The sequence below is a fragment of the Caulifigura coniformis genome (assembly GCF_007745175.1).
GTDB classification, from domain to species: domain Bacteria; phylum Planctomycetota; class Planctomycetia; order Planctomycetales; family Planctomycetaceae; genus Caulifigura; species Caulifigura coniformis.
The window spans coordinates 500,111-518,261 of sequence record NZ_CP036271.1; the positions used below are offsets into that span (position 1 = coordinate 500,111).

The window sequence follows — 18,151 nt, forward strand, 5'->3', positions numbered from 1 at the left end:
CTCTATTCCTTTCTCGTTCTTCGAAAGGCCGCGTCATGTCACGTCTTCGCTCTCGGAAGTGTCGGATAGGCTTTACTCTGATCGAACTGCTGGTGGTGATCGCGATCATCGCGATCCTGATTGCTCTGTTGCTGCCCGCTGTGCAGCAGGCCCGCGAGGCCGCCCGGCGGACTCAGTGCAAGAACAATCTCAAACAGCTGGGATTGGCAATGCACAACTACCACGACGTGGCCAACGTCGTGGCTTTCAACTATGGCGCGTGTTGTGCACCCACGACCAACGGGCAGCAGAGCACCTGGATCCGCGGAATCCTGCCTTACATCGAACAGGCCGCGATCTATAACCAGATCGACTTCAATTACGGCACTGGCAACGATCCACGCGCAGGCACTGCGACCGATCCGGCATTGATGCCGATGCCGAGCAACGGCGCGATTGCCCGCCAGTCGTTCCCGGCACTGACTTGCCCCAGCGACAATCACAATGGAAGGATGGGATCGCGCGCGAACGCCTCGGCCGGCGGCCACGAGTACGGCGTCATGAACTACAAGGGCGTTGCGGGGGCCAACTGGAATCAGGGGCAGTACGCGATGGCCGCTGGCAATCCGTATCTGACGACGAAGTGGGGATCGAGCGGCGACCTCTTTGGGCATGCGGGCAATGGCATGATCCATCCCGGACGCGCAGCCGCCCGTCCTGCAGCGACGAAGTTCGGAGATGTTTCGGACGGCCTGAGCAACACGCTCATGATTGGCGAAACGGTTCCCCGGTGGTGCACGCACACCTGGTGGTGGAATCCGAATGCGACCACCGGAACCTGCGCCATTCCTCTGAACGCGGTTGATTCCACGTGCACCGTGGCAGGCTTCAACCCCGCCAACCCGAAAGAGCAGAGCCTGACGCTCTGCTGGGGTTACTGGCAGGGGAACTATTCATTCTTCAGCCGCCACACGGGAGGTGGGCATTTCGCGATGGGGGACGGGTCGGTGAAGTTCGTCAGCGAGAACATTGACCTTTCCGTCTATCGCAACGCCGCCACCATCGGCAACGGTGAAGCCTCATCCATTGAATAGTGGAGTGAATCGCGCATGAAGACGCTCAAGGGACTTTTGATTCCGACGGTCTGGTGTGCTTTGCTGGCGATGACTGGCTGCGGGGACGGGACGAACAATCCGGCGACGCACGCAGTTGAAGGGACAGTGATGTATCTGGACCGCCCGCTTCCAGATGTGGCGATCACGTTCTATCCCGCTCAGGGGAGAAGCGCTGTCGGGAAGGCGGATAAGGATGGGAACTTCTCGATGATGACGTTCAATCCCAACGACGGCGCGGTGGCGGGCACTCACAAGGTGACAATCCTGCTGCCGGGAGCGCCGGTTTCGGACGAATTGAACGCCAGCGATTACGGGCCCCCCAAGACCAGCAAGGGGCCGGCGCCCTTTCCGCTGAAGTACAACAAGCCGGAGACGACGCCCCTCACGGTCAAGATTCCGGAAGACCTCGAGGGAGGAAAACTGACCTTGAAGTTGCAGGACTGAACGTGGGCTGACCTGAGTGACGGGCAGACGCTCGATGCTCAATCAATCAACCCGGCCAGAAGCACCGCGCCGCGATTCGCCATTTGACGAGTCGCGGCGTTTTCACGCGCCGGCTCTGCACATCGAACCGGCGACGCTCGATCTCGTCCAGCAGGCCGCCGTACATCCGCCACATAGGCACAGGCAAATGCGGCCTGGCGTTTATCGGACTATCGGTCATTTCAGTGCAATGCGAAAAAATCGTCAAACATTTTTTGACTATTCCAGTCACGGGTGTAGTGTTGATGGAGTGCTGTGGGCTTACAGCAAAGGTGTTGTGGCTAGCTTCATTTTGCGACACAAAGAGTGTGTCTTCGCTTTCCAGTTAAGTGGCGAATTCAATGCGTCAAGTCGTATTGAAGCGGAGTCGGACCGGAATGTTCTCGGTCTGATGGTTCTGAGCGGCAAGCTCGGCTCTTTAAGGGAGTGGTAGAATGCGCGCGATCAGTCAATGTGTCTCGCTGTGTCTATTCACGCTGGCCTGTGGTCAGGCAGGTGCTGTCGATCTGCCTCTGTGGAAGACAAACAGTTTTACATATGCCAGTGCTGAGGCAACCGCTCTTTCGGACTACCAGTATGATGACGATGCCGGTGTGGGTACGAATCAAGCGTCAGTTATAGCATCAGACTCGGCACTAAATATGTCGGCAAATGCGCAGGGAGCATCGGCTGTTTTTGATTACACTTCATCTTACGTTGCCGAAATGGCGGCGAGTTCGTTGGGGCAGGTGAATGTGACAAGCACGCATCCGAACTATGAATCCGTCGGGTGGGTTAGTACGTTTGCTGGAGGCACCCAGACATTTACTGTGCTGGCGGATCCCATTGATCCGACGCTTGATGAGGGTGTGTTGGAGACGCAGTTCACCATGACATCGGCATTTATGTCTGATTGGATGGATGACAGCTTTGGTATCCATATTAGAGCGGGTGGGAGTGAGATCTTTATTCTACATTCGGCTACGACGGGTCTTTCGGATGTCGATTTGGTTATTCAAGATATTGTTCTTGGTGAGGTCGAATTTCACGACACGCTCAGTCCGATCGAACTTGAGGACTTTTTGTCCGGGGGGGCGTTTGTTGGTGCTGAATATGTGTCGGAGAGTGATGAGTTCGAGATTCAGATTGAAGTCGGGATTCTTATTGGTGGAAGCGCTGTAAATACATTCAAGATGGCGGAGTCGGACCTCTCTGGGGTTGTCGTTGCACAGGTGAAGAATGCCTTCTGAGACGTAACAGAGTGAAGTTCCTTCTTAGAACGGCCAGAAGCACCGCGCCGCGATTCGCCATTTGACGAGTCGCGGCGTCTTCACGCGCCGGCTCTGCACATCAAACCGGCGACGCTCGATCTCGTCCAGCAGGCCGCCATACATTCCGAACATCGCCCGCTGCACGCGGCGGCCCGCCGGCGAAAGCCATTCCAGAAGCGGCTGCGCTTCGGCGAAGAATGAGCGGGCCCGGTCGGCCTCGAATCGCATGAGCGCCTGATAACGGGCGTCGGCCCCGCCGACTTTCAGGAGCGGCTCGTCGACGCCGAAACGCGCGAGGTCTTCCCGCGGCAGATACACCCGGCCGTTCTGGAGGTCCTCCGCCACGTCGCGAAGAATGTTCGTCAGCTGGAAGGCCGTCCCGCAGGCCACGGCGGCTTCCTGCGCGCGCGGGTCGGCGAACTTCCAGATCTGGATGCAGCACAGACCGACCGCGCCGGCCACGTGGTAGCAGTAGTCGTTCAGCTCCGTGAAGGTCTCGAACGTTCGCGGCGCGAGATCGGATTCGACCCCGTCGATCACATCGAACAGCCACTGCGGATTCAGCTGCTGCCGATCGACGAGATCGCCCACCGCGGGAAGGACCGGATCGTCGACCGCCTCGCCGCGGACTGTGCGTTCGAGAGCGGCCCGCCAGGCCGCGAGACGGGCGACCCGCTCCTCGACGGAATACGTGAGATCGTCGGCCAGGTCGTCGGTCTTCCGCATGAAGGCGTAGAGGACGCACATGTCGCGGAACATGGGCCGCGGGAGCGCGAAGAACGTGACGTAGAACTGGGTCTTCGAGCGTTTGGCGAGGTCGCAGCAATACGTGATGGAATCGTTCACGACCGCGGCAGTCATTTCAGTGGCCGGGGCAGTCATGAAAGTCCAGTGCCGTCCTGGCAATGCGGCGGGGGAACCACGGAACACACGGAAGGAACGGAACGGAAGACGTCAGTCAGGTGGATGGTGGTGGAGGGCCGGTTCGTGAGTTTTGGCCGTCCTTGGGTTTGTTTTTGAACCACGGATCGCACGGATAAAACGGATAAGGCATCTGGTCAGGCGAGGCCGCTCGGAGGCTTTTGATCCTCTTCATCCTTTTGATCCGTGGTTCGTTTCTCTTTGAACCACGGGCGACTCCCACTGCGGCTTTCCGTCTCTTCCGTCCTTTCCGTGGTTCTCTTCAAGGCCGGATGGCTCGGCCCATCGCCCGGATCAACAACCCGACTTTTGCGGCCTTGGTGACCGTCGGGCGACGATCCCAGACGCGGTATCCGATGCTCTCGATTTCCTCCAGAATCTTCAATCCGCCGGCGAGAAAGAGTTCGAGATCGAGACGGAGCCGCCGGCCGCGGACGGAGCGCAGGAGCGGTTGGCCCGCGACCAGGAACTCGCGGGCCCGATCGACCTCGAACTTCATCAGATCGAGGAAGGCGGGTGTCGTGCGGCGGGCGTGCAGGTCGTCATCCGAATAGCCGAATCGCTGGCGGTCCTCGCGCGGCAGGTAGATGCGGCGCTTCGTCAGATCGCGATCGACATCCTGCCAGAAGTTGGCCAGCTGCAGGCCCGTGCAGATCGAGTCGGACCACTCGACATGCTGCGGCGTCGACTGTTCGAACAGCTTGAGGACGAGCCGGCCAACGGGATCGGCGCTGCGGCGGCAGTAATCCCGCAACTGGTCGAACGTCTCGTACTCCGTGAGGCGCTGGTCCTGTTCGAAGGCCGAGATGAGATCGGCGAACGGCTGCTGGTCGAGCTGGAAGCGCTCGATGGTGGAACGGAGCGCGACGAAAACGGGGTGCGAGGCCTGGCCGTGGAAGCAGCGGTCGAGCTCGCCCCGCCACCAGGCGAGCAGTTCGGTCGAGCGGGCCGTGTCGCCCGTTTCGTCGCCCAGGTCATCCGCCCAGCGGCAGAAGGCATAGACGTTGTACATATGCTGCCGCAGCTCCCGCGGCAGGAACCACGAGACGACCGTGAAGTTTTCGTAGTGGGACGTGGCGAGATCGCGGCAGTACTTCTCGGCCTCGACCACGGACAGGGCCGGAGCTTTGGACTGCGGACCCCAGACGGCCAGATCGGAGATGACGTCAGCCAAAGCAATCACGTATCCGGCGAGCGGGGGGCGTCAGCCCCCTGTGCATTCAGAAAGAGAACCACGGAAGGAACGGAAAGAGGGTGATGGGGAATCGTGCTTCTTGGGGAGGCGTCTCTTTGGCTTGTTTTGAACCACGGATAGCACGGATGAAACGGATAGAACTTAGGGGTGGGCGCCTGCTGTTCAGAGAAGCCCCTTATCCTTTTCATCCTTTCGATCCGTGGTTTCTTTCTTTTGAACCACGTAACGGAAGAAGGGCTCTCCGTTCCGAACCGGCCGTCACTGCTTTTCCTTCTTCTTTTCCGTTCCTTCCGTGGTTCCTCATCAACCCCGGGCCAGCGTCTTCGCCCGTTCTTTGACTTCAATCGGCACAGTGGCCAGCAGTTTGTCGATCACCTGATCCGGGCCGATGCCTTCGCTGTTCGCCTGGAAGTTGGTGACGATCCGGTGCCGCAGGACCGGGTGGGCCACCGCCTTCACATCGTCGCTCGTGACGTGGAATCGGCCTTCGAGGATCGCCCGGGCTTTCGCGCCGACGATCAGGTACTGCCCGGCCCGGGGACCAGCGCCCCAGCTGATGAACTTCTTGACGAAGTCGGGAGCGATCGCGTCATCGGGGCGGGTCGCGCGGACGAGATCACGGGCGTAGATGAACACATGCTCGGCCACGGGAACTTTGCGGACGACTTCCTGCAGCGCGAGGATCTGGGCCCCGGTGAGGGCCGGCTTCAATTCCGGTTCTTCCCCGCCGGTCGTCTGCTTGAGAATCCGCAGTTCCTCGGCGGCCGTCGGGTACTTCACGACGACGTTGAACATGAACCGGTCGAGCTGCGCTTCGGGAAGGGGATACGTCCCTTCCTGCTCGATCGGGTTCTGCGTCGCGAGGACGAAAAACGGAGACGGCAGCCGGTAGGTGTTCGAGCCGACGGTGACGTGGCGTTCCTGCATCGCTTCGAGGAGGGCTGCCTGCGTCTTCGGGGGTGTGCGGTTGATTTCGTCCGCCAGCAGCATGTGGGTAAAAATCGGCCCCTGCATGAACTGGAAGACGTTCCGGCCGGTGTCGGCGTCGGTCTGCAGGACGTCCGTCCCGGTGATGTCCGAGGGCATCAGGTCAGGCGTGAACTGGATCCGGCGGAACGACAGCTGGAGGATCCGGGAGATCGTGCTGACGAGCAGCGTCTTCGCGAGGCCCGGCACGCCGACCAGCAGGCAGTGGCCGCGGCTGAACAGTGCGATCAGCAGCTGATCGACCACATCGGTCTGCCCGATGATGACCTTGCCGATTTCCTCGCGCATCCGGCCATAGGCAGCGGCGAGGCCGCGGATGGCCTGGGCTTCGCGTTCATCGTCGGACATCGCACCACGATTCTCGGACATAGTCGCGACAACGCATCTCCAGGTGACAGCTCGAACTGGACTCAGCCTACATCGACGGATGTCGCGTGACGAGGCATTCGCGTCGGTCGGGCTATCGTTTCCAGAACCGCTCCCAGCGGGTCAGGGGGCGATCCACGCTCCACTGGTCGATCAGTTGCTGAATGACCTCCGGCCGATCGGGATGCCCGCATTCGCACGGTTCGGTGATTTCGGAATACCGCAGGGAAAGGCACCTCGGGCAGCGGCCGCAGCATTTGCAATAGGCCGTTTGACAGGAGACGCACTGCAGGATTTCCGGCCGGGCCCGTTTCCGGCCACAGCACAGACAGTGACCGCAACCGGGGCACACCGCGCGATGCGGGTCGACGGGGGTGTCGCAGCCGCAGCATTTGACGAGAACGTCGCTCATCACGGGAGATCCTGCGAGGCCGGGATTTTCCATGCTCTCAATGGCCTGCGTGGATCCTTCGCGTTGCTGCTCGAAGCGGAGCTTCGTGGCGGGGACGTGCCCAGGCAGGAGCCTGGGTACGAGAGTATGCCGTCGCGCCCGCCGCTCCTTCAGTGAACCCGCTGGCCCGGCTGGGCTCCCGAATCCGGAGCGAGGAGGAACACATCCTTCCCGCCCGGCCCGGCCGCGCAGACCATGCCTTCGCTGAGGCCGAACTTCATCTTACGCGGCGTCAGGTTCGCCACAACCACCACCAGCCGCCCGACGAGTTGTTCGGGCGAATAGGACGATTTGATCCCCGCGAACACGTTCCGCCGCACGTCACCGCCGAGGCTGAGCGTCAGCTGCAGGAGCTTGTCGGCCCCCTGCACGTGATTCGCTTCGATGACGCGGGCGACGCGGAGGTCGACCTTCACGAAATCGTCGATTGTGCACAGGTCGCCGACGAGCGGCTCCTTCTCGAGCCATTCGCCGCTGTCCGCGGGAGCTGCGGCGGCCGGGGCCGCGTCTTCGGTCTTCGCCAGGTCCTGCTGACTGTCTTCCACCATCGCCTTCACTTTCTCGGGATCGACCCGTTTCATCATGTGCTGGAATTCGTTGACCGCCGCGCCGACCACCGGCTGCTGCGCGTTGTCCCAATGCGTGATGGGAGCGGACAGGAGCGTTCCCGTCTGCTCGGCCATCCGCGGCAGCACCGGCGCGAGATACACCGCGATCTGCCGGAAGAGGTTCAGGGCGACAGTGCAGATCTCCTGCACCTCCTGCTTCTTCGCGGGATCCTTGCGGAGCATCCAGGGCTGTTTGCCATCAATGTACTGGTTGGCGCGATCGGCCAGCGCCATGATCTCGCGCATGGCCAGGTTGTAGTCGCAGGCTTCATAGGCCGCGGCGATCCGCTCGCTGGCCTCGGCCCCCTGCGCGAACAGCCCGCCATCCTCGGGATAGCTGGCCGAGAGCGACTGCCCCGCGAGCAGCTTCGCGCAGCGGCTGGCGATGTTGACCACCTTGCCGACGAGATCCGAATTGATCTTCGACTTGAAGTCTTCGAGGTTGAGGTCGAGATCGTCGACGCGCGGCCCGAGCTTCGAGGCGAAGTAATACCGCAGGTACGACGGATCGAGATGCTGCCGGTAGGTCGACGCCCGGATGAACGTCCCCTTCGACTTCGACATCTTCTCGCCATCCACGGTGAGGAACCCGTGGATGTGGACCTTCTTCGGCAGCTGGAATCCGGCCGTCTTGAGCATGGCCGGCCAGAACAGCGTATGGAAATATGTGATGTCCTTGCCGATGAAGTGGTGAATCTCGCAACCGGGATTGCGCCACCAGTCATCGATCGTGCCGCCGCTGCGGTCGCACCAGTCCTTCGTGGAGGCGATGTACCCGATCGGCGCATCAAACCAGACGTACCAGTAGTTGCCCGGGCTGTCGGGAATCTCGAAGCCGAAGTAGCGGGCCGGGCGGGAGATGTCCCAGTCGCGGAGCGCATCGCCGAGGAAGTGTCCCTTGAGATAGTTGGCGATCTCCGGCTGCAGCGCGCCGCTGTTCTGCGTCCACTCCGTGAGGAACTCGTGCAGGTCTTCGATACGGACGAAGAGCTGCGTGCTCGTTTTCGGAACCGGCGTGGCGCCGGTCAGCGTGCTGCGGGGATTGATCAGCTCCGTCGGCGCGTACTGCGTCAGGCACTTCTCGCAGCCGTCGCCGTACTGGTTCTCGGATTTACAGTTGGGGCAGGTTCCCTTCACGAACCGGTCGGCCAGGAACGTCTGGGCTTCGGGGTCGTACAGCCGCTCGACGTCTTTCGACGTCACCATGTCGGCCTTGCGGAGCGAGGCCCAGATTTCGTGGCAGAGCTGGCGGTTCGATTCGCTGTTGGTGCTGCCGTAGTTGTCGAACTCGATGTCGAAGGCGCTGAAGTCCGTGATGTGGGCTTCGCGCATCTCGGCGATGACCTCTTCCTCGGGCCGGCCTTCCTGCCGGGCGCGGATCATCACGGAGGTGCCGTGGGTGTCATCGGCGCAGACGAACAGGCAGCGGTTGCCGCGCAGCTTCTGGAACCGGACCCAGATATCGGTCTGCGTGTACTCGACGAGATGGCCGAGATGGATGTGCCCGTTGGCGTAGGGCAGGGCGGAGGTGACGAGAATCTGACGGGGCACGTGGAAATCGACGCTGGGGTGTGTTGCAGCAGAACAGCTTGAGCCGTTTGGGATTGTGGAGAATAGACCATCCGGGGCGGTGATTGAATCGGGGACGGGAGATCAGGTAGGGCGGGCGTGTTTTTCGAGGATGGCGAAGCTGAGAATGGCGAGCGGGGGGCGTCAGCCCCCTGTGCCATCTGAGATTTGGCGTTCCGTGGCACATGCACAGCCGGCTCACGCCGGCCGCTCGCCAGTCCAGTGTGAAGAATACGCCAGCCCCGGGAGATCCCGTGGAGCGGTGGCCGCCAGGAATCGGGCCGTTCCGGAGTGAGCGGTTTGATCTCGGGGAGGTTCGCGGCCGTTTGGCAGGCATGGACGGACTGATGCAGAATTCCGTGGCCGCCCCCACATTGCCTGGCCGGTCTTACTTCCTGCAGCGCCAACTCTGGCGATCTGCTCTCTGGGGCGTTCTGGGAACGGTCGCGATCGTTGCCACCATCGCCGCCCTGGATGCTGCCGGGCTGAAAGCCCCGAAGGCCCCTCCAGTGATCCAGGTCGCGCCTTTCTTCGTCGCGATCGGGATCTTCATCGCTCAGTACCTGCTCCCCCGTGTGCGGGTCGATCAGGAGGGCATCCATCGGCGCATCCTGTGGTGGTGGGATCTGTGGCCGTGGGAGGACTTCACCGACGGACTGGTCACTTACGGGACCTACCGGCACGGATACCGGCACACCACAAAGCCATTCTGGTCACAGAGACTCGAGTTGAGCGTCCTCGAACCGGAAGCCGCCGAAGAGATCGATCGGCTCATCAAACGCGTCTGGACGCCGCCCGATCCTCCGGAGTGCCCGGAGACGCTCGTCCTGACGCTCAAGAGGCCGGGCCGGCCAGTCCTCACGATGACGGCCGACGGGATCTCGTTCACCCATAAGAACCAGACGGTGACGAGCAGCTGGGATGATTTGCCAATGGTGACGATCTGGCGTCTGGCTGCCGATCGCCCGGATTCTCGAACAATGATCTTCGAATTGTCGGATCGTGAGATCCGCCTGGGCCGGCCCGTCCACAACGGCCAGCAGCTACAGACCTGGTCCGGACCGACGGCCGAAGTTGTCTCCCTCTTCGTGATGAAGCACGCGCGGCGGCTGCGGGACTACGCCATTGGCGGAGACGCCCGGACATTCGACGAGTTGGAAGCCAAACGCGAGGTCCAGTTGGGAAGGCTCGAGAAAAACTTGATCGTCATGAGGCGGATGTGCTGGGTCATCGGTGCCCTCTGCGCGGCCTCCCCGCTGGTCTGCCCGTGGCCAGCGGCTGTGATGATGAGCCTTTACCTGGCGATGCCTGTCGGGATGTACCGCAGTGCGAACTCCAGGCTGAAAGAGATCCGTGCTGATCTGGACCGTCAGCAGACGGCACTTCTCGAACAGGCAGGCAGCGCAGCGGGGCTTTTGCAGGCATCGTGAGAACGGGTCCGTCGGCGGCGAAGAACCGTGGCAGCCGGGCTCCATGCCCCGTCCGGCAGGTTCCGCCGCAAAAACCTGTCTGGACACGCTTTTTGCTATGGTGTAAATCCTGCCCGTTCGACGGCGTGCCCACGCCCTGCGCGGGGCGTTTCGTCGAGCTTCGTCCGCAACGACCTGACGCCGGGATGGGCGCTCGGAAGGCGGCGAAGGACCGGTTTCAGCGACAACCTCGCCGAATCCGGCCGACATGATTCACCCAAGGATGGGGTTCGGAATGGAACGTCGACTACTCGCCGCGGCCTCGCTCGTCGCGCTCGCTTTTCAGGGCTGCTATCGCCCGATGTACGCCCCTCCCTACTCATCGCAGGGGTACCCGGTCGGCAGCGGCTATCCAGGACCGATCCAGACGACCGTCCCGGGCCAGCCCTATATGCCTGGCTCCGTTCCGCCCGGCGGGATGCAGCCCATGATGAACGGCGGTGGCGTCCCCACCTATGGAGCGCCCCCGACCTACAACCCGAACACCATGGGGCCCAGCGCGGCCAACCCGGTGCCGACCTATCCCGACGCCCCGTCGGCCCAGTTCCAGACGCCGGAAACGACCGGCGGCCGCGAGCTTGGCTTCGCGCCGGTGAGCAACGGCGGACTGCTGCAGACCGCCGGCACCGCGCCCTACGCCGCACAGCCCAACCAGTTTCCGGCGTCCAATGCGATTCCGCTGACCGAGCCGACCTTTGCGGAACCGACGCCCACTCCCGCAGCCGTGACTTCGGACAACTTCGAAGGAGGCAATGGCCCCACCACTTTCAACTGAACGCGTTCAGCCGGGGCCGTGACTGATTCTGACGTCTGGCCTCTGAACTCTGACGTCTGACTCACCCCCATGTACCATCGCCTTCGCGGCTGGCTCTGCCCGGACGTCGGCATCGACCTCGGCACGGCCAATACGCTCGTGGCCGTGCAGGGCGAAGGGGTGGTTGTGGACGAACCTTCGGTCGTCGCCCTGGAAAAGGGGTCGCGCAAGGTCCTCGGCAAAGGAACCGCCGTGGGAAAGCTGGCCCGCCAGATGCTGGGCCGCACCCCCGATTCCATCACGGCCGTTCGTCCGATGAAGGACGGCGTGATCACCGACTTCGAGTTGTGCGAATCGATGCTGCGGTACTTTCTCCGCAAGGCCCATCGCGGAAAGTTCGGATTCAAGCCGCGCGTGGTGATCGCCGTTCCCGGGTCGATCACGCCCGTAGAAAAACGGGCGGTGTTCAGCAGCGCCGAGCGGGCCGGGGCGGGCCGGGTGTTCCTCATTGAAGAATCGAAGGCCGCCGGCATCGGAGCCGGGCTTCCGATCTCCGAGCCGCTGGCGAGCATGGTCTGCGACATCGGCGGCGGGACGACGGACGTGGCGGTGTTCAGCCTGGGCGAGATCGTTTCGTCGCAGACGGTCCGCGTCGCGGGCGACCGCATGGACGAAGCGGTGGTCGAGTATCTGCGACAGCATTTCTCCCTGCGGATCGGCCCGCAGATGGCCGAGCAGGTGAAGATCGAGGTCGGCAGCGCGTATCCGCTGATGAATGAAATGGCCGCGGAAGTGCGCGGGCTCGACACCATCAGCAGCATTCCGCGGAAGGCGACGATCACGAGCGAAGAGGTCCGTGAGGCGCTGCGGGAGCCGCTCACGGCGATCATCAACTGCTGCAAGGCCGTCATCGAACGGTGCGATCCCGAACTGGTGGCCGACCTGGCAGATACGGGACTGGTGCTCACCGGCGGCGGGGCGCTGCTGCGTGGACTGGATGAACTGATGCGCGAGCAGCTGGGGATTCCGGTGCAGGTGGCGGATGACCCGCTGACGACCGTGGCCCGCGGGACGGCCGTCTGCCTCGAACACCTGGAACAGTGGCGGGACGATCTGGAGTCGGACGCGGCGTGACCGCCGTGTAAGAAAGTGGCCCGTTCGCATCACATTTCCTGGCTCCTCGCTGCGGCCTGTCTCGGGGCCGGAGGGGTGCTCTGCGCCGCCCCCGCGCCGTTTCACGAGCGAGTTCGCGGGCTGGTGCTGGATCTTCTCAAGCCGGGGATGTCGGCCGTCGTCGCGCTCCGCGAGCGGCGGCCGGCCGCGATTTCGCCGAAGGACAGCGTGGCCTCCCGTGAGCGGGAACTTGAACTGTCGCGCCAGCTGGAGCAGTCGCGACTCGATGCCCGCCGGCTGCAGATTGAGGCGGCGCGGCTGCGCGGTGAAATGGACGAATTGCGTTCGGAGAAGCCGAAGCCGTTCGTGGGCGAGACGGGCCTGCCCTTATTCGCCCCCGACCTCCTGACGGCCCGCGTGCTGGATACCCCATCGATGGACGAGATTGAGCGGACGATCCTGACGCTGGGCGAAGGTCACGCCGCCCGCGTCGCGCTGGCGGAGTGGGTCCTCGGCGAGGATGGCGTCACGATCGACCAGGGGCGGGATACCCATGTGCTGGCCGACAGCCCCGTCCTTTCGGGACGCAGCGTGTTCGGCCGCGTGGCTTCCGCCGGCCGGTTCACGAGCCGGGTGCAGCACATTTCGGATACCGGGTTTCGCGCTCACGCGAAGTTGGTGCGGCGATCGAGAGAGAAGACGGTTTCGGGATCGGAAGGGCTGCTGGTGGGCGCGGGGGAGGGGCTTTGCCGGCTGGAACTGATCGCGGCGACGGAGCCGGTCGAGCCGGGGGACATGGTCGTCACCGCCGCGACGATTCCCGGCATTGATGAGGAGCTCTACCTGGGGGACGTCGAGAAGGCGGAGTTGTCGGCCGGGGCGTCGCACTGGGTGATCACGGTTCGGCCGGCCGTTTCGGTTTCAAGTCAGGAGCGGGTGCAGGTGGTGCGGGTGGGGCTGCATCCGGGGCGGAAGCCGGTTGAGGGGGCTGAAGACGAGTCGATCAAGACGGCCCAGCGCAGCGAGGGGAAGCCGCAATGATGATCGTTCGCATGACGGCGATCGCTCTCGCGACCTCCGCCGTTTACTTCGGTCTCGCCCTGGAAGCGGTGTCGGGTGGGCGGACCCTGCTGCCGCAGACAGCGGCGGTGGCGATCATCCTGGCCGCGTGGTCGTTGCCGCTGGCGCCGGCGGTGGCCATCGCGTCGGCCGTCGGGCTCTGTTGCGATGCGATCGGCGTCGGTCCGCTGGGGCCCGGCATGATTGCCGGGACGATGGCCGCGTGCCTGGGTTCGGTCGCTCGACGGCGGTGGGAACTCGAATCCCCGCTGGCGGCCGCGTTGTTCGGGATCGCGCTGGGCGCGGGATTCCTGGCGGGTCCGCTCGTGGCGTCGACGATGCTGGCCGAATCGCCGATGCCGGCGGAGACGCTGCACCTGCATCTCGCCCGGGCCATCTCCTCAGCGCTCGCTGCGACCGCCATGCTGCTGGCCCTCCGGACGAGCGCGCGGCTGCTCAAGGCGACAACCCGCTTGCTGCTGAACGTGTGAGCCGCGAAGCGGCCCGCCGGACTCAGGAGACGCTCCTCAAGCTCCGCTGCCGAACAGGGCGGCCTCGATCGTGAGTCCCGGGCCGAAAGCCAGGGCGAGGCAGGGCGCTTCGGCCCCGGTGGTCCGCAGGCGATTGAGGATGAAGAGGATCGTCGGCGACGACATGTTGCCGTAGTCGGCGAGGATGCTGCGCGAGGCGTCGAGCGCTTCCGCGCGGAGCCCCAGGCTCTCGACGACGGCATTCAGAATGCGCGGGCCACCGGGATGGACGGCGTAGGAACGGAGATCACCGAGCGACAGTCCGTTGCGGGGCAGCCAGCTTTCCAGCCAGCCCTGGAGGTCCTTGCGGATCAGATCGGGGACGGCGGGGGACAGCGTCATTTCGAAGCCGTTGTCGCGGATCCGCCAGCTCATCATGTCGATCGTATTCGGCAGGATGAGGGAGCACTGGTCGAGGAGCCGCCACTGCTCTTTTCGGGGACCGGACTGGACCAGGATGGCCGCGGCGCCATCGGCGAAGAGCGCGTTGGCGACAATCTGCTGCGGGTCGCTCGAGTACTGCTGATGCAGGCTGCAGAGTTCGACGCAGACGACCAGCACGCGGGCTTTCGGGTCGCTGGCGGCAAAGGCTTCCGCCACGCGGAGGCCGTTGAAGGCGCCGTGGCAGCCCATGAACCCGACATTCGTCCGGGTCACGCCCGGGCTCAGGCCGAGCGCTCTCACCAGCCCGATATCGACGCCCGGCGCCTCGAAGCCGCTGCACGAGACAGTCACCAGGTGGGTGATCGCCGTGGCCGGCGCATCCGCGTCCTCGAGGGCGGCGGCCGCGGCGCGCGCCGCGAGGCCCAGGGCGGCCTGCTCGTAGTAGGCCATGCGTGCGGCCGTCGTGGGGCCGCGGTCATCAACGTCGACAGCCCGCTCGTAGAACGACTGGGGCATCGCCCCTTCGCCGTGCGCTTCCACGATCACGCTGTGCCGCGATTTCACGCCCGTGCGCCGATAGAGCGCGGGAATCGTCGATCCCAGCCCGGCCTGTTCGCCCCACATGGCGACCGCATGTTCTGCGGCCTCCGTCTGCGTCACGCGGCCTTCGGGGAGTGCGAACCCCCACCCGGCGATCTGAGTGCTCATTCGTGAAGTCCGTTGCCTGCCGACCGGGCTGGTTGATTGATGGTGGCGATAATGCGATCGGCCGCTTTCGGAAAGCGTTTGAAAACCGCCGCCGTGATCCGTCCCAGTCCAGGCCGATGCAGCGCCTGAAGGAATCCGCGGCAGATCCATTGTGAACGACGTATCCGCCGGTGGTAGACGTCATTCCACTGCCGCTGAAGGTCATCGCTCCATCGGCTCGCGCCCGCCCGCGCGATCGGAGCAAGAGATAACCCGCCTTCAATGGCCCAGGCCATCCCCTCACCGGTGAACGGTTCAACATAACCTGCGGCGTCCCCCACAAGGAAGACTCGCGAGCCACTTCGTTGGGAAGGATTGCTTTTCAGCAGCGGCGTTCCGTGCCACGCCAGCTCCGCCAGTTCGGGAAAACCCGCCAGTCCCGAGTCGCGCAGCAGCCTGACGACCGCCGCGCCGAGAGAACCCTCACGTTTCACAACGGCCGGCCGGATTGCGGCCCCCAGCGAGAACTGCCCAAGCTCCGCCTGCGCCACTCCGACATACCCGCCCGTTCCAACCGCCATGGTCACCGTTCCCGCGGGGGCCTGCTCCTTCAACAGCTTCGGCACTGCGGTCGCGTCGACGACAACCCCCGCTCCGACGAACGCATCGTTCGAGATGTGCACGTCAAACTCCGGATCATGCCGCATCGAACTCCGCGACAGCCCCTCCGCGCACACCACGATCCGTGCTCGAACCGCAAACGACGAACCAGCCCGCTCGAAGCGGACGGTCCGCCAGTCCGCCTCGGACGCGTCGTCCAGTTTCCCTGTCGCTTCATCGAGATAGCTCACTCCCGATGCGATGGCGCTCCGCACGAGCAGCGAATCAAACCGCGCCCGCGTCAGCGACCAGCCGCCGGGAAGGCGATATCGCGGAGCCCAGTACGGAAGCTGGATGCGAAACTCATGCAGCGCCACTGCCCCCGATTCCGGGACGAGTGAACCCAGCCCGCGCTGATTGAGCAACTCGACCGTGCGGTGGTTGATGCACCCTCCGCAGACCTTCGGCCGCGGGAACGTTTTTGCCTCCAGCAGCAACACGGCACATCCCGCGCGCGCCAGCTCCCGCGCCGTCATGCAGCCTGCCGGTCCCGCGCCAACGACGACGACATCCCACAATCGTCCGGCCGCAACCTCGGCGGTCACCGTTGAGTCAACATTCATGTGCGGTTCCACTGCATCAGGAACCGCTCAGGCCAGTGCTTCCGAAAAGTGGCGCCGACATATCCCGCACGCTCGAAGATGTTCCGCGCTTCGGGCAGCGTGAAGGCGGCCCGCACTGATTGCGGCCCGTCGTAATGCACCATGGGGGAACGGCTGAGCAGCCGGCATCCGGCCCAGCACAAGGCGTAGCCGAGCTTCGTGCGCAGGAGATCATCGACGAACACTGCGACCCCCGCCGCCTCGCGCATTCCCGTCAGCAGGGTTCGCGCAGCGTCGTTGTCGAAGTGATGCAGAAACAGCGAGCACATCACGACGTCGTAGCCGGCCGGAATCCCCTGACCGATGACATCCTGCCGGAAAAAGAACGCATCCGCCCCCGCCGTCGCTGCGGCTTCCGTGGCGATCGACACGGCCGAGTCGCTCATGTCGCAGCCGTGAAACGTCATTGAAACGCCGGCGCGGCGGGCGTGACGCGCCAGCCGCGTCACGACGTCGCCTCCGCCCGATCCAATGTCGAGAACCCGAAGCGGCTCCGGTCGATTCTTCGACAGCGCGTGCAGGGCTTTCCAGAGCAACCCTGTCGACGTGCACAGGCGATTGACCCGCCTTAGCCCGTCGAGCGCCGCCTTGTGGGCGGCCCGATCGGACTGCGGCTGATCCATCAACTCGGGTTCAAGCTGGCGATGCGTGAGCGCGGGGAACAAACAGGCCTCGGAACACAGGCGACAATTCGAGATGCCGAGGATGGTAAGTCAATCTGCGTCCGTGACCAGCGGACGTTCCGCGAGCCCCAGTTGCTGAACGAGCGGCGCGATCCGGATCTCTTTCCACTCCTCGGGGTTGAAAACGTCGAGATGCTTCTCCTGGTCCAGCAGCTCGATCGTTCGGGCCAGGGCTTTCCGGGCTTCGTCATGGCGTCCAGCGTCCGTCAGATGCTTGGCCAGATCCGTGTTCAGCCAGACGGACTGCGGTAGATTCGCGAGTCCACGCTGGATCACGTCACAGGCGGACTCGCGGTCCCCCGCACGGGCGAAGAGATCGGCCCGCGTGGAGTAGACGGACTGGTTCCATTTGCTGAGCGTCTCGGCCTCGTCGAGCCATCGCCCGGCTGCATCGATGTCGCTGATCTCGAGGGAAAGTCTCGCCATTTCGGTGAGCAGAATGCTCTCGGTGTTTTTGTCGACGCGGGCGGCGTCCCGGCGATGATTCTGGAGGACAGCGATCGCGTCGGAGGTTTTCCCGACCTTGTGCAATTCCTGGGCATGCAGGAGGACGCGATTCACTCCCTGCAGCTGTCGCTTGAAGAAGTAAAGAACAACGATCAGCAGAACGAACAGCACCAGGCACAGGCCGGTGAGGATTGTCGTGAAGCGGGCGAACAGGGCCGGCTGAGCCATCAGCAGCGGAACGAGGCCCATGGCGATTCCGTAGAGGAGCGCGCGGAACTTCCAGCGGGAGAGCCCGGGTTCGTTTCGCCGCGTCCAGAGCACGCCCTCGCCGATGACGACGAGCAGGAGCGAGGAGGCGATGAGATCGGCCGGATCGTTCAAGGATTGGCCTCATTGAATGTGGTCGGACGTGCAGGGCCGTTCCCCGTTCGGTACCACAGCTGATTCCAGACGGTCACGCTCGCCAGCGCGCGCACCTGCAGCCATGTCACTTTCGTGGCGATGACGAGGTCCAGTCCGAGTGCCCAGGGATGACGCTGCTGATCCCAAAGGTTCGTGACACGGGGGACGGCAAGCGCGCCGTAGAACCCGAGTCCGATCATTCCAGACAGGATCGCCAGCATCCAGATTCCGGCTTCCTCGCGGTAGCTCGCGACCGGGCCAGGCACGGCGCCCAGAGTCACGCACGCCGATGCTGTGAGGAGGCCATCGCTGTGGAAATTGATCGCCAAAGCTCCGATCGAAGAACCGGCGAGGATCCAGCAGTGATGCCGGGAGATGTGGCGATCAAGTTGTTCGGGCGAGTACAGGATGCGCATGAGCCTGCCCTCTCCTGCATC

19 protein-coding genes are annotated in these 18,151 nt (G+C 63.7%); 9 read left to right on the plus strand and 10 right to left on the minus strand.

Features of this window, described 5'->3' with window-relative positions; genetic code table 11:
* The first annotated feature begins 35 nt into the window (after positions 1-35).
* The 4 genes from Pan44_RS01985 to Pan44_RS02000 are packed head-to-tail and all read left to right on the plus strand — an operon-like array spanning position 36 to position 2,806.
* Entirely contained in the window at positions 36-1,073 is a 1,038-nt protein-coding gene (locus tag Pan44_RS01985) for a DUF1559 domain-containing protein (protein ID WP_145034889.1), read from the plus strand.
* A gap of 15 nt (positions 1,074-1,088) precedes the next feature.
* Entirely contained in the window at positions 1,089-1,538 is a 450-nt protein-coding gene (locus Pan44_RS01990) for a hypothetical protein (protein ID WP_145026737.1), read from the plus strand.
* Between the two features lie 34 nt (positions 1,539-1,572).
* Entirely contained in the window at positions 1,573-2,010 is a 438-nt protein-coding gene (locus Pan44_RS01995; RefSeq protein ID WP_145026739.1) for a hypothetical protein, read from the plus strand.
* Between the two features lies 1 nt (position 2,011).
* Positions 2,012-2,806 carry a hypothetical protein gene (locus Pan44_RS02000; RefSeq protein ID WP_145026741.1) on the plus strand — a complete coding sequence of 265 codons (795 nt, stop codon included), beginning with the start codon at positions 2,012-2,014 and terminating at the stop codon, positions 2,804-2,806.
* Between the two features lie 24 nt (positions 2,807-2,830).
* On the opposite strand, the gene Pan44_RS02005 is transcribed toward Pan44_RS02000, so the two are convergent.
* The 5 genes from Pan44_RS02005 to metG form a co-directional block, all read right to left on the minus strand.
* Complete coding sequence (locus Pan44_RS02005; protein ID WP_197453763.1) at positions 2,831-3,688, minus strand: phytoene/squalene synthase family protein; 858 nt, start codon at positions 3,686-3,688, stop codon at positions 2,831-2,833.
* Between the two features lie 322 nt (positions 3,689-4,010).
* On the minus strand, positions 4,011-4,931 hold the full coding sequence (gene hpnC, locus Pan44_RS02010) for a squalene synthase HpnC (RefSeq protein ID WP_231754197.1): 921 nt from the start codon (positions 4,929-4,931) through the stop codon (positions 4,011-4,013).
* 315 nt (positions 4,932-5,246) lie between these two features.
* The gene (locus Pan44_RS02015; RefSeq protein ID WP_197453764.1) at positions 5,247-6,278 is read right to left on the minus strand and encodes an AAA family ATPase; all 1,032 of its coding nucleotides are present in this window, start codon (positions 6,276-6,278) and stop codon (positions 5,247-5,249) included.
* 112 nt (positions 6,279-6,390) lie between these two features.
* The gene (locus Pan44_RS02020; protein ID WP_145026745.1) at positions 6,391-6,708 is read right to left on the minus strand and encodes a hypothetical protein; all 318 of its coding nucleotides are present in this window, start codon (positions 6,706-6,708) and stop codon (positions 6,391-6,393) included.
* Between the two features lie 149 nt (positions 6,709-6,857).
* Positions 6,858-8,906 carry a methionine--tRNA ligase gene (gene metG, locus Pan44_RS02025; RefSeq protein ID WP_145026746.1) on the minus strand — a complete coding sequence of 683 codons (2,049 nt, stop codon included), beginning with the start codon at positions 8,904-8,906 and terminating at the stop codon, positions 6,858-6,860.
* Positions 8,907-9,271: 365 nt separating this feature from the next.
* Between metG and Pan44_RS02030 the strand changes: the two genes are divergently transcribed.
* From Pan44_RS02030 to Pan44_RS02050, 5 genes are all read left to right on the plus strand, one after another.
* The gene (locus Pan44_RS02030; RefSeq protein WP_145026747.1) at positions 9,272-10,354 is read left to right on the plus strand and encodes a hypothetical protein; all 1,083 of its coding nucleotides are present in this window, start codon (positions 9,272-9,274) and stop codon (positions 10,352-10,354) included.
* 274 nt (positions 10,355-10,628) lie between these two features.
* Positions 10,629-11,168: a hypothetical protein gene (locus tag Pan44_RS02035; RefSeq protein WP_145026748.1), complete on the plus strand. Its 540-nt coding sequence runs from the start codon at positions 10,629-10,631 to the stop codon at positions 11,166-11,168.
* Between the two features lie 69 nt (positions 11,169-11,237).
* The gene (gene mreB / locus Pan44_RS02040; protein WP_145026749.1) at positions 11,238-12,281 is read left to right on the plus strand and encodes a rod shape-determining protein; all 1,044 of its coding nucleotides are present in this window, start codon (positions 11,238-11,240) and stop codon (positions 12,279-12,281) included.
* Positions 12,282-12,296: 15 nt separating this feature from the next.
* The gene (mreC, locus tag Pan44_RS02045) at positions 12,297-13,301 is read left to right on the plus strand and encodes a rod shape-determining protein MreC (protein ID WP_145026750.1); all 1,005 of its coding nucleotides are present in this window, start codon (positions 12,297-12,299) and stop codon (positions 13,299-13,301) included.
* Positions 13,298-13,810 carry a hypothetical protein gene (locus tag Pan44_RS02050; protein WP_145026751.1) on the plus strand — a complete coding sequence of 171 codons (513 nt, stop codon included), beginning with the start codon at positions 13,298-13,300 and terminating at the stop codon, positions 13,808-13,810. Before mreC ends, Pan44_RS02050 begins: the two co-directional genes overlap by 4 nt.
* A 36-nt stretch (positions 13,811-13,846) precedes the next feature.
* Here Pan44_RS02050 and Pan44_RS02055 read toward each other — a convergent pair whose 3' ends face one another.
* From Pan44_RS02055 to Pan44_RS02075, 5 genes are all read right to left on the minus strand, one after another.
* Positions 13,847-14,941: a type III polyketide synthase gene (locus tag Pan44_RS02055; protein ID WP_145026752.1), complete on the minus strand. Its 1,095-nt coding sequence runs from the start codon at positions 14,939-14,941 to the stop codon at positions 13,847-13,849.
* Complete coding sequence (locus Pan44_RS02060; protein WP_145026753.1) at positions 14,938-16,143, minus strand: FAD-dependent oxidoreductase; 1,206 nt, start codon at positions 16,141-16,143, stop codon at positions 14,938-14,940. The genes Pan44_RS02055 and Pan44_RS02060 overlap by 4 nt, the downstream gene beginning before the upstream one ends.
* On the minus strand, positions 16,140-16,805 hold the full coding sequence (locus Pan44_RS02065; protein WP_145026754.1) for a methyltransferase domain-containing protein: 666 nt from the start codon (positions 16,803-16,805) through the stop codon (positions 16,140-16,142). The genes Pan44_RS02060 and Pan44_RS02065 overlap by 4 nt, the downstream gene beginning before the upstream one ends.
* A gap of 90 nt (positions 16,806-16,895) precedes the next feature.
* On the minus strand, positions 16,896-17,693 hold the full coding sequence (locus Pan44_RS02070) for a tetratricopeptide repeat protein (RefSeq protein ID WP_145026755.1): 798 nt from the start codon (positions 17,691-17,693) through the stop codon (positions 16,896-16,898).
* A complete protein-coding gene (locus Pan44_RS02075; protein ID WP_145026756.1) occupies positions 17,690-18,130 on the minus strand; it encodes a hypothetical protein in 441 nt (146 codons plus the stop codon). Before Pan44_RS02075 ends, Pan44_RS02070 begins: the two co-directional genes overlap by 4 nt.
* Between the last annotated feature and the right edge of the window lie 21 nt (positions 18,131-18,151).

What these genes read in the sequence shown, in the direction of transcription:
- Pan44_RS01985 (WP_145034889.1), top strand. Translation starts at nt 36, where the DNA reads ATGTCACGTCTTCGCTCTCGGAAGTGTCGGATAGGCTTTACTCTGATC.
- Pan44_RS01990 (WP_145026737.1), top strand. Translation starts at nt 1,089, where the DNA reads ATGAAGACGCTCAAGGGACTTTTGATTCCGACGGTCTGGTGTGCTTTG.
- Pan44_RS01995 (WP_145026739.1), top strand. Translation starts at nt 1,573, where the DNA reads ATGCTCAATCAATCAACCCGGCCAGAAGCACCGCGCCGCGATTCGCCA.
- Pan44_RS02000 (WP_145026741.1), top strand. Translation starts at nt 2,012, where the DNA reads ATGCGCGCGATCAGTCAATGTGTCTCGCTGTGTCTATTCACGCTGGCC.
- Pan44_RS02005 (WP_197453763.1), bottom strand. Translation starts at nt 3,688, where the DNA reads ATGACTGCCGCGGTCGTGAACGATTCCATCACGTATTGCTGCGACCTC.
- Pan44_RS02015 (WP_197453764.1), bottom strand. Translation starts at nt 6,278, where the DNA reads ATGTCCGACGATGAACGCGAAGCCCAGGCCATCCGCGGCCTCGCCGCT.
- Pan44_RS02020 (WP_145026745.1), bottom strand. Translation starts at nt 6,708, where the DNA reads ATGAGCGACGTTCTCGTCAAATGCTGCGGCTGCGACACCCCCGTCGAC.
- Pan44_RS02030 (WP_145026747.1), top strand. Translation starts at nt 9,272, where the DNA reads ATGCAGAATTCCGTGGCCGCCCCCACATTGCCTGGCCGGTCTTACTTC.
- Pan44_RS02035 (WP_145026748.1), top strand. Translation starts at nt 10,629, where the DNA reads ATGGAACGTCGACTACTCGCCGCGGCCTCGCTCGTCGCGCTCGCTTTT.
- mreB (WP_145026749.1), top strand. Translation starts at nt 11,238, where the DNA reads ATGTACCATCGCCTTCGCGGCTGGCTCTGCCCGGACGTCGGCATCGAC.
- Pan44_RS02050 (WP_145026751.1), top strand. Translation starts at nt 13,298, where the DNA reads ATGATGATCGTTCGCATGACGGCGATCGCTCTCGCGACCTCCGCCGTT.
- Pan44_RS02055 (WP_145026752.1), bottom strand. Translation starts at nt 14,941, where the DNA reads ATGAGCACTCAGATCGCCGGGTGGGGGTTCGCACTCCCCGAAGGCCGC.
- Pan44_RS02060 (WP_145026753.1), bottom strand. Translation starts at nt 16,143, where the DNA reads ATGAATGTTGACTCAACGGTGACCGCCGAGGTTGCGGCCGGACGATTG.
- Pan44_RS02065 (WP_145026754.1), bottom strand. Translation starts at nt 16,805, where the DNA reads ATGGATCAGCCGCAGTCCGATCGGGCCGCCCACAAGGCGGCGCTCGAC.
- Pan44_RS02075 (WP_145026756.1), bottom strand. Translation starts at nt 18,130, where the DNA reads ATGCGCATCCTGTACTCGCCCGAACAACTTGATCGCCACATCTCCCGG.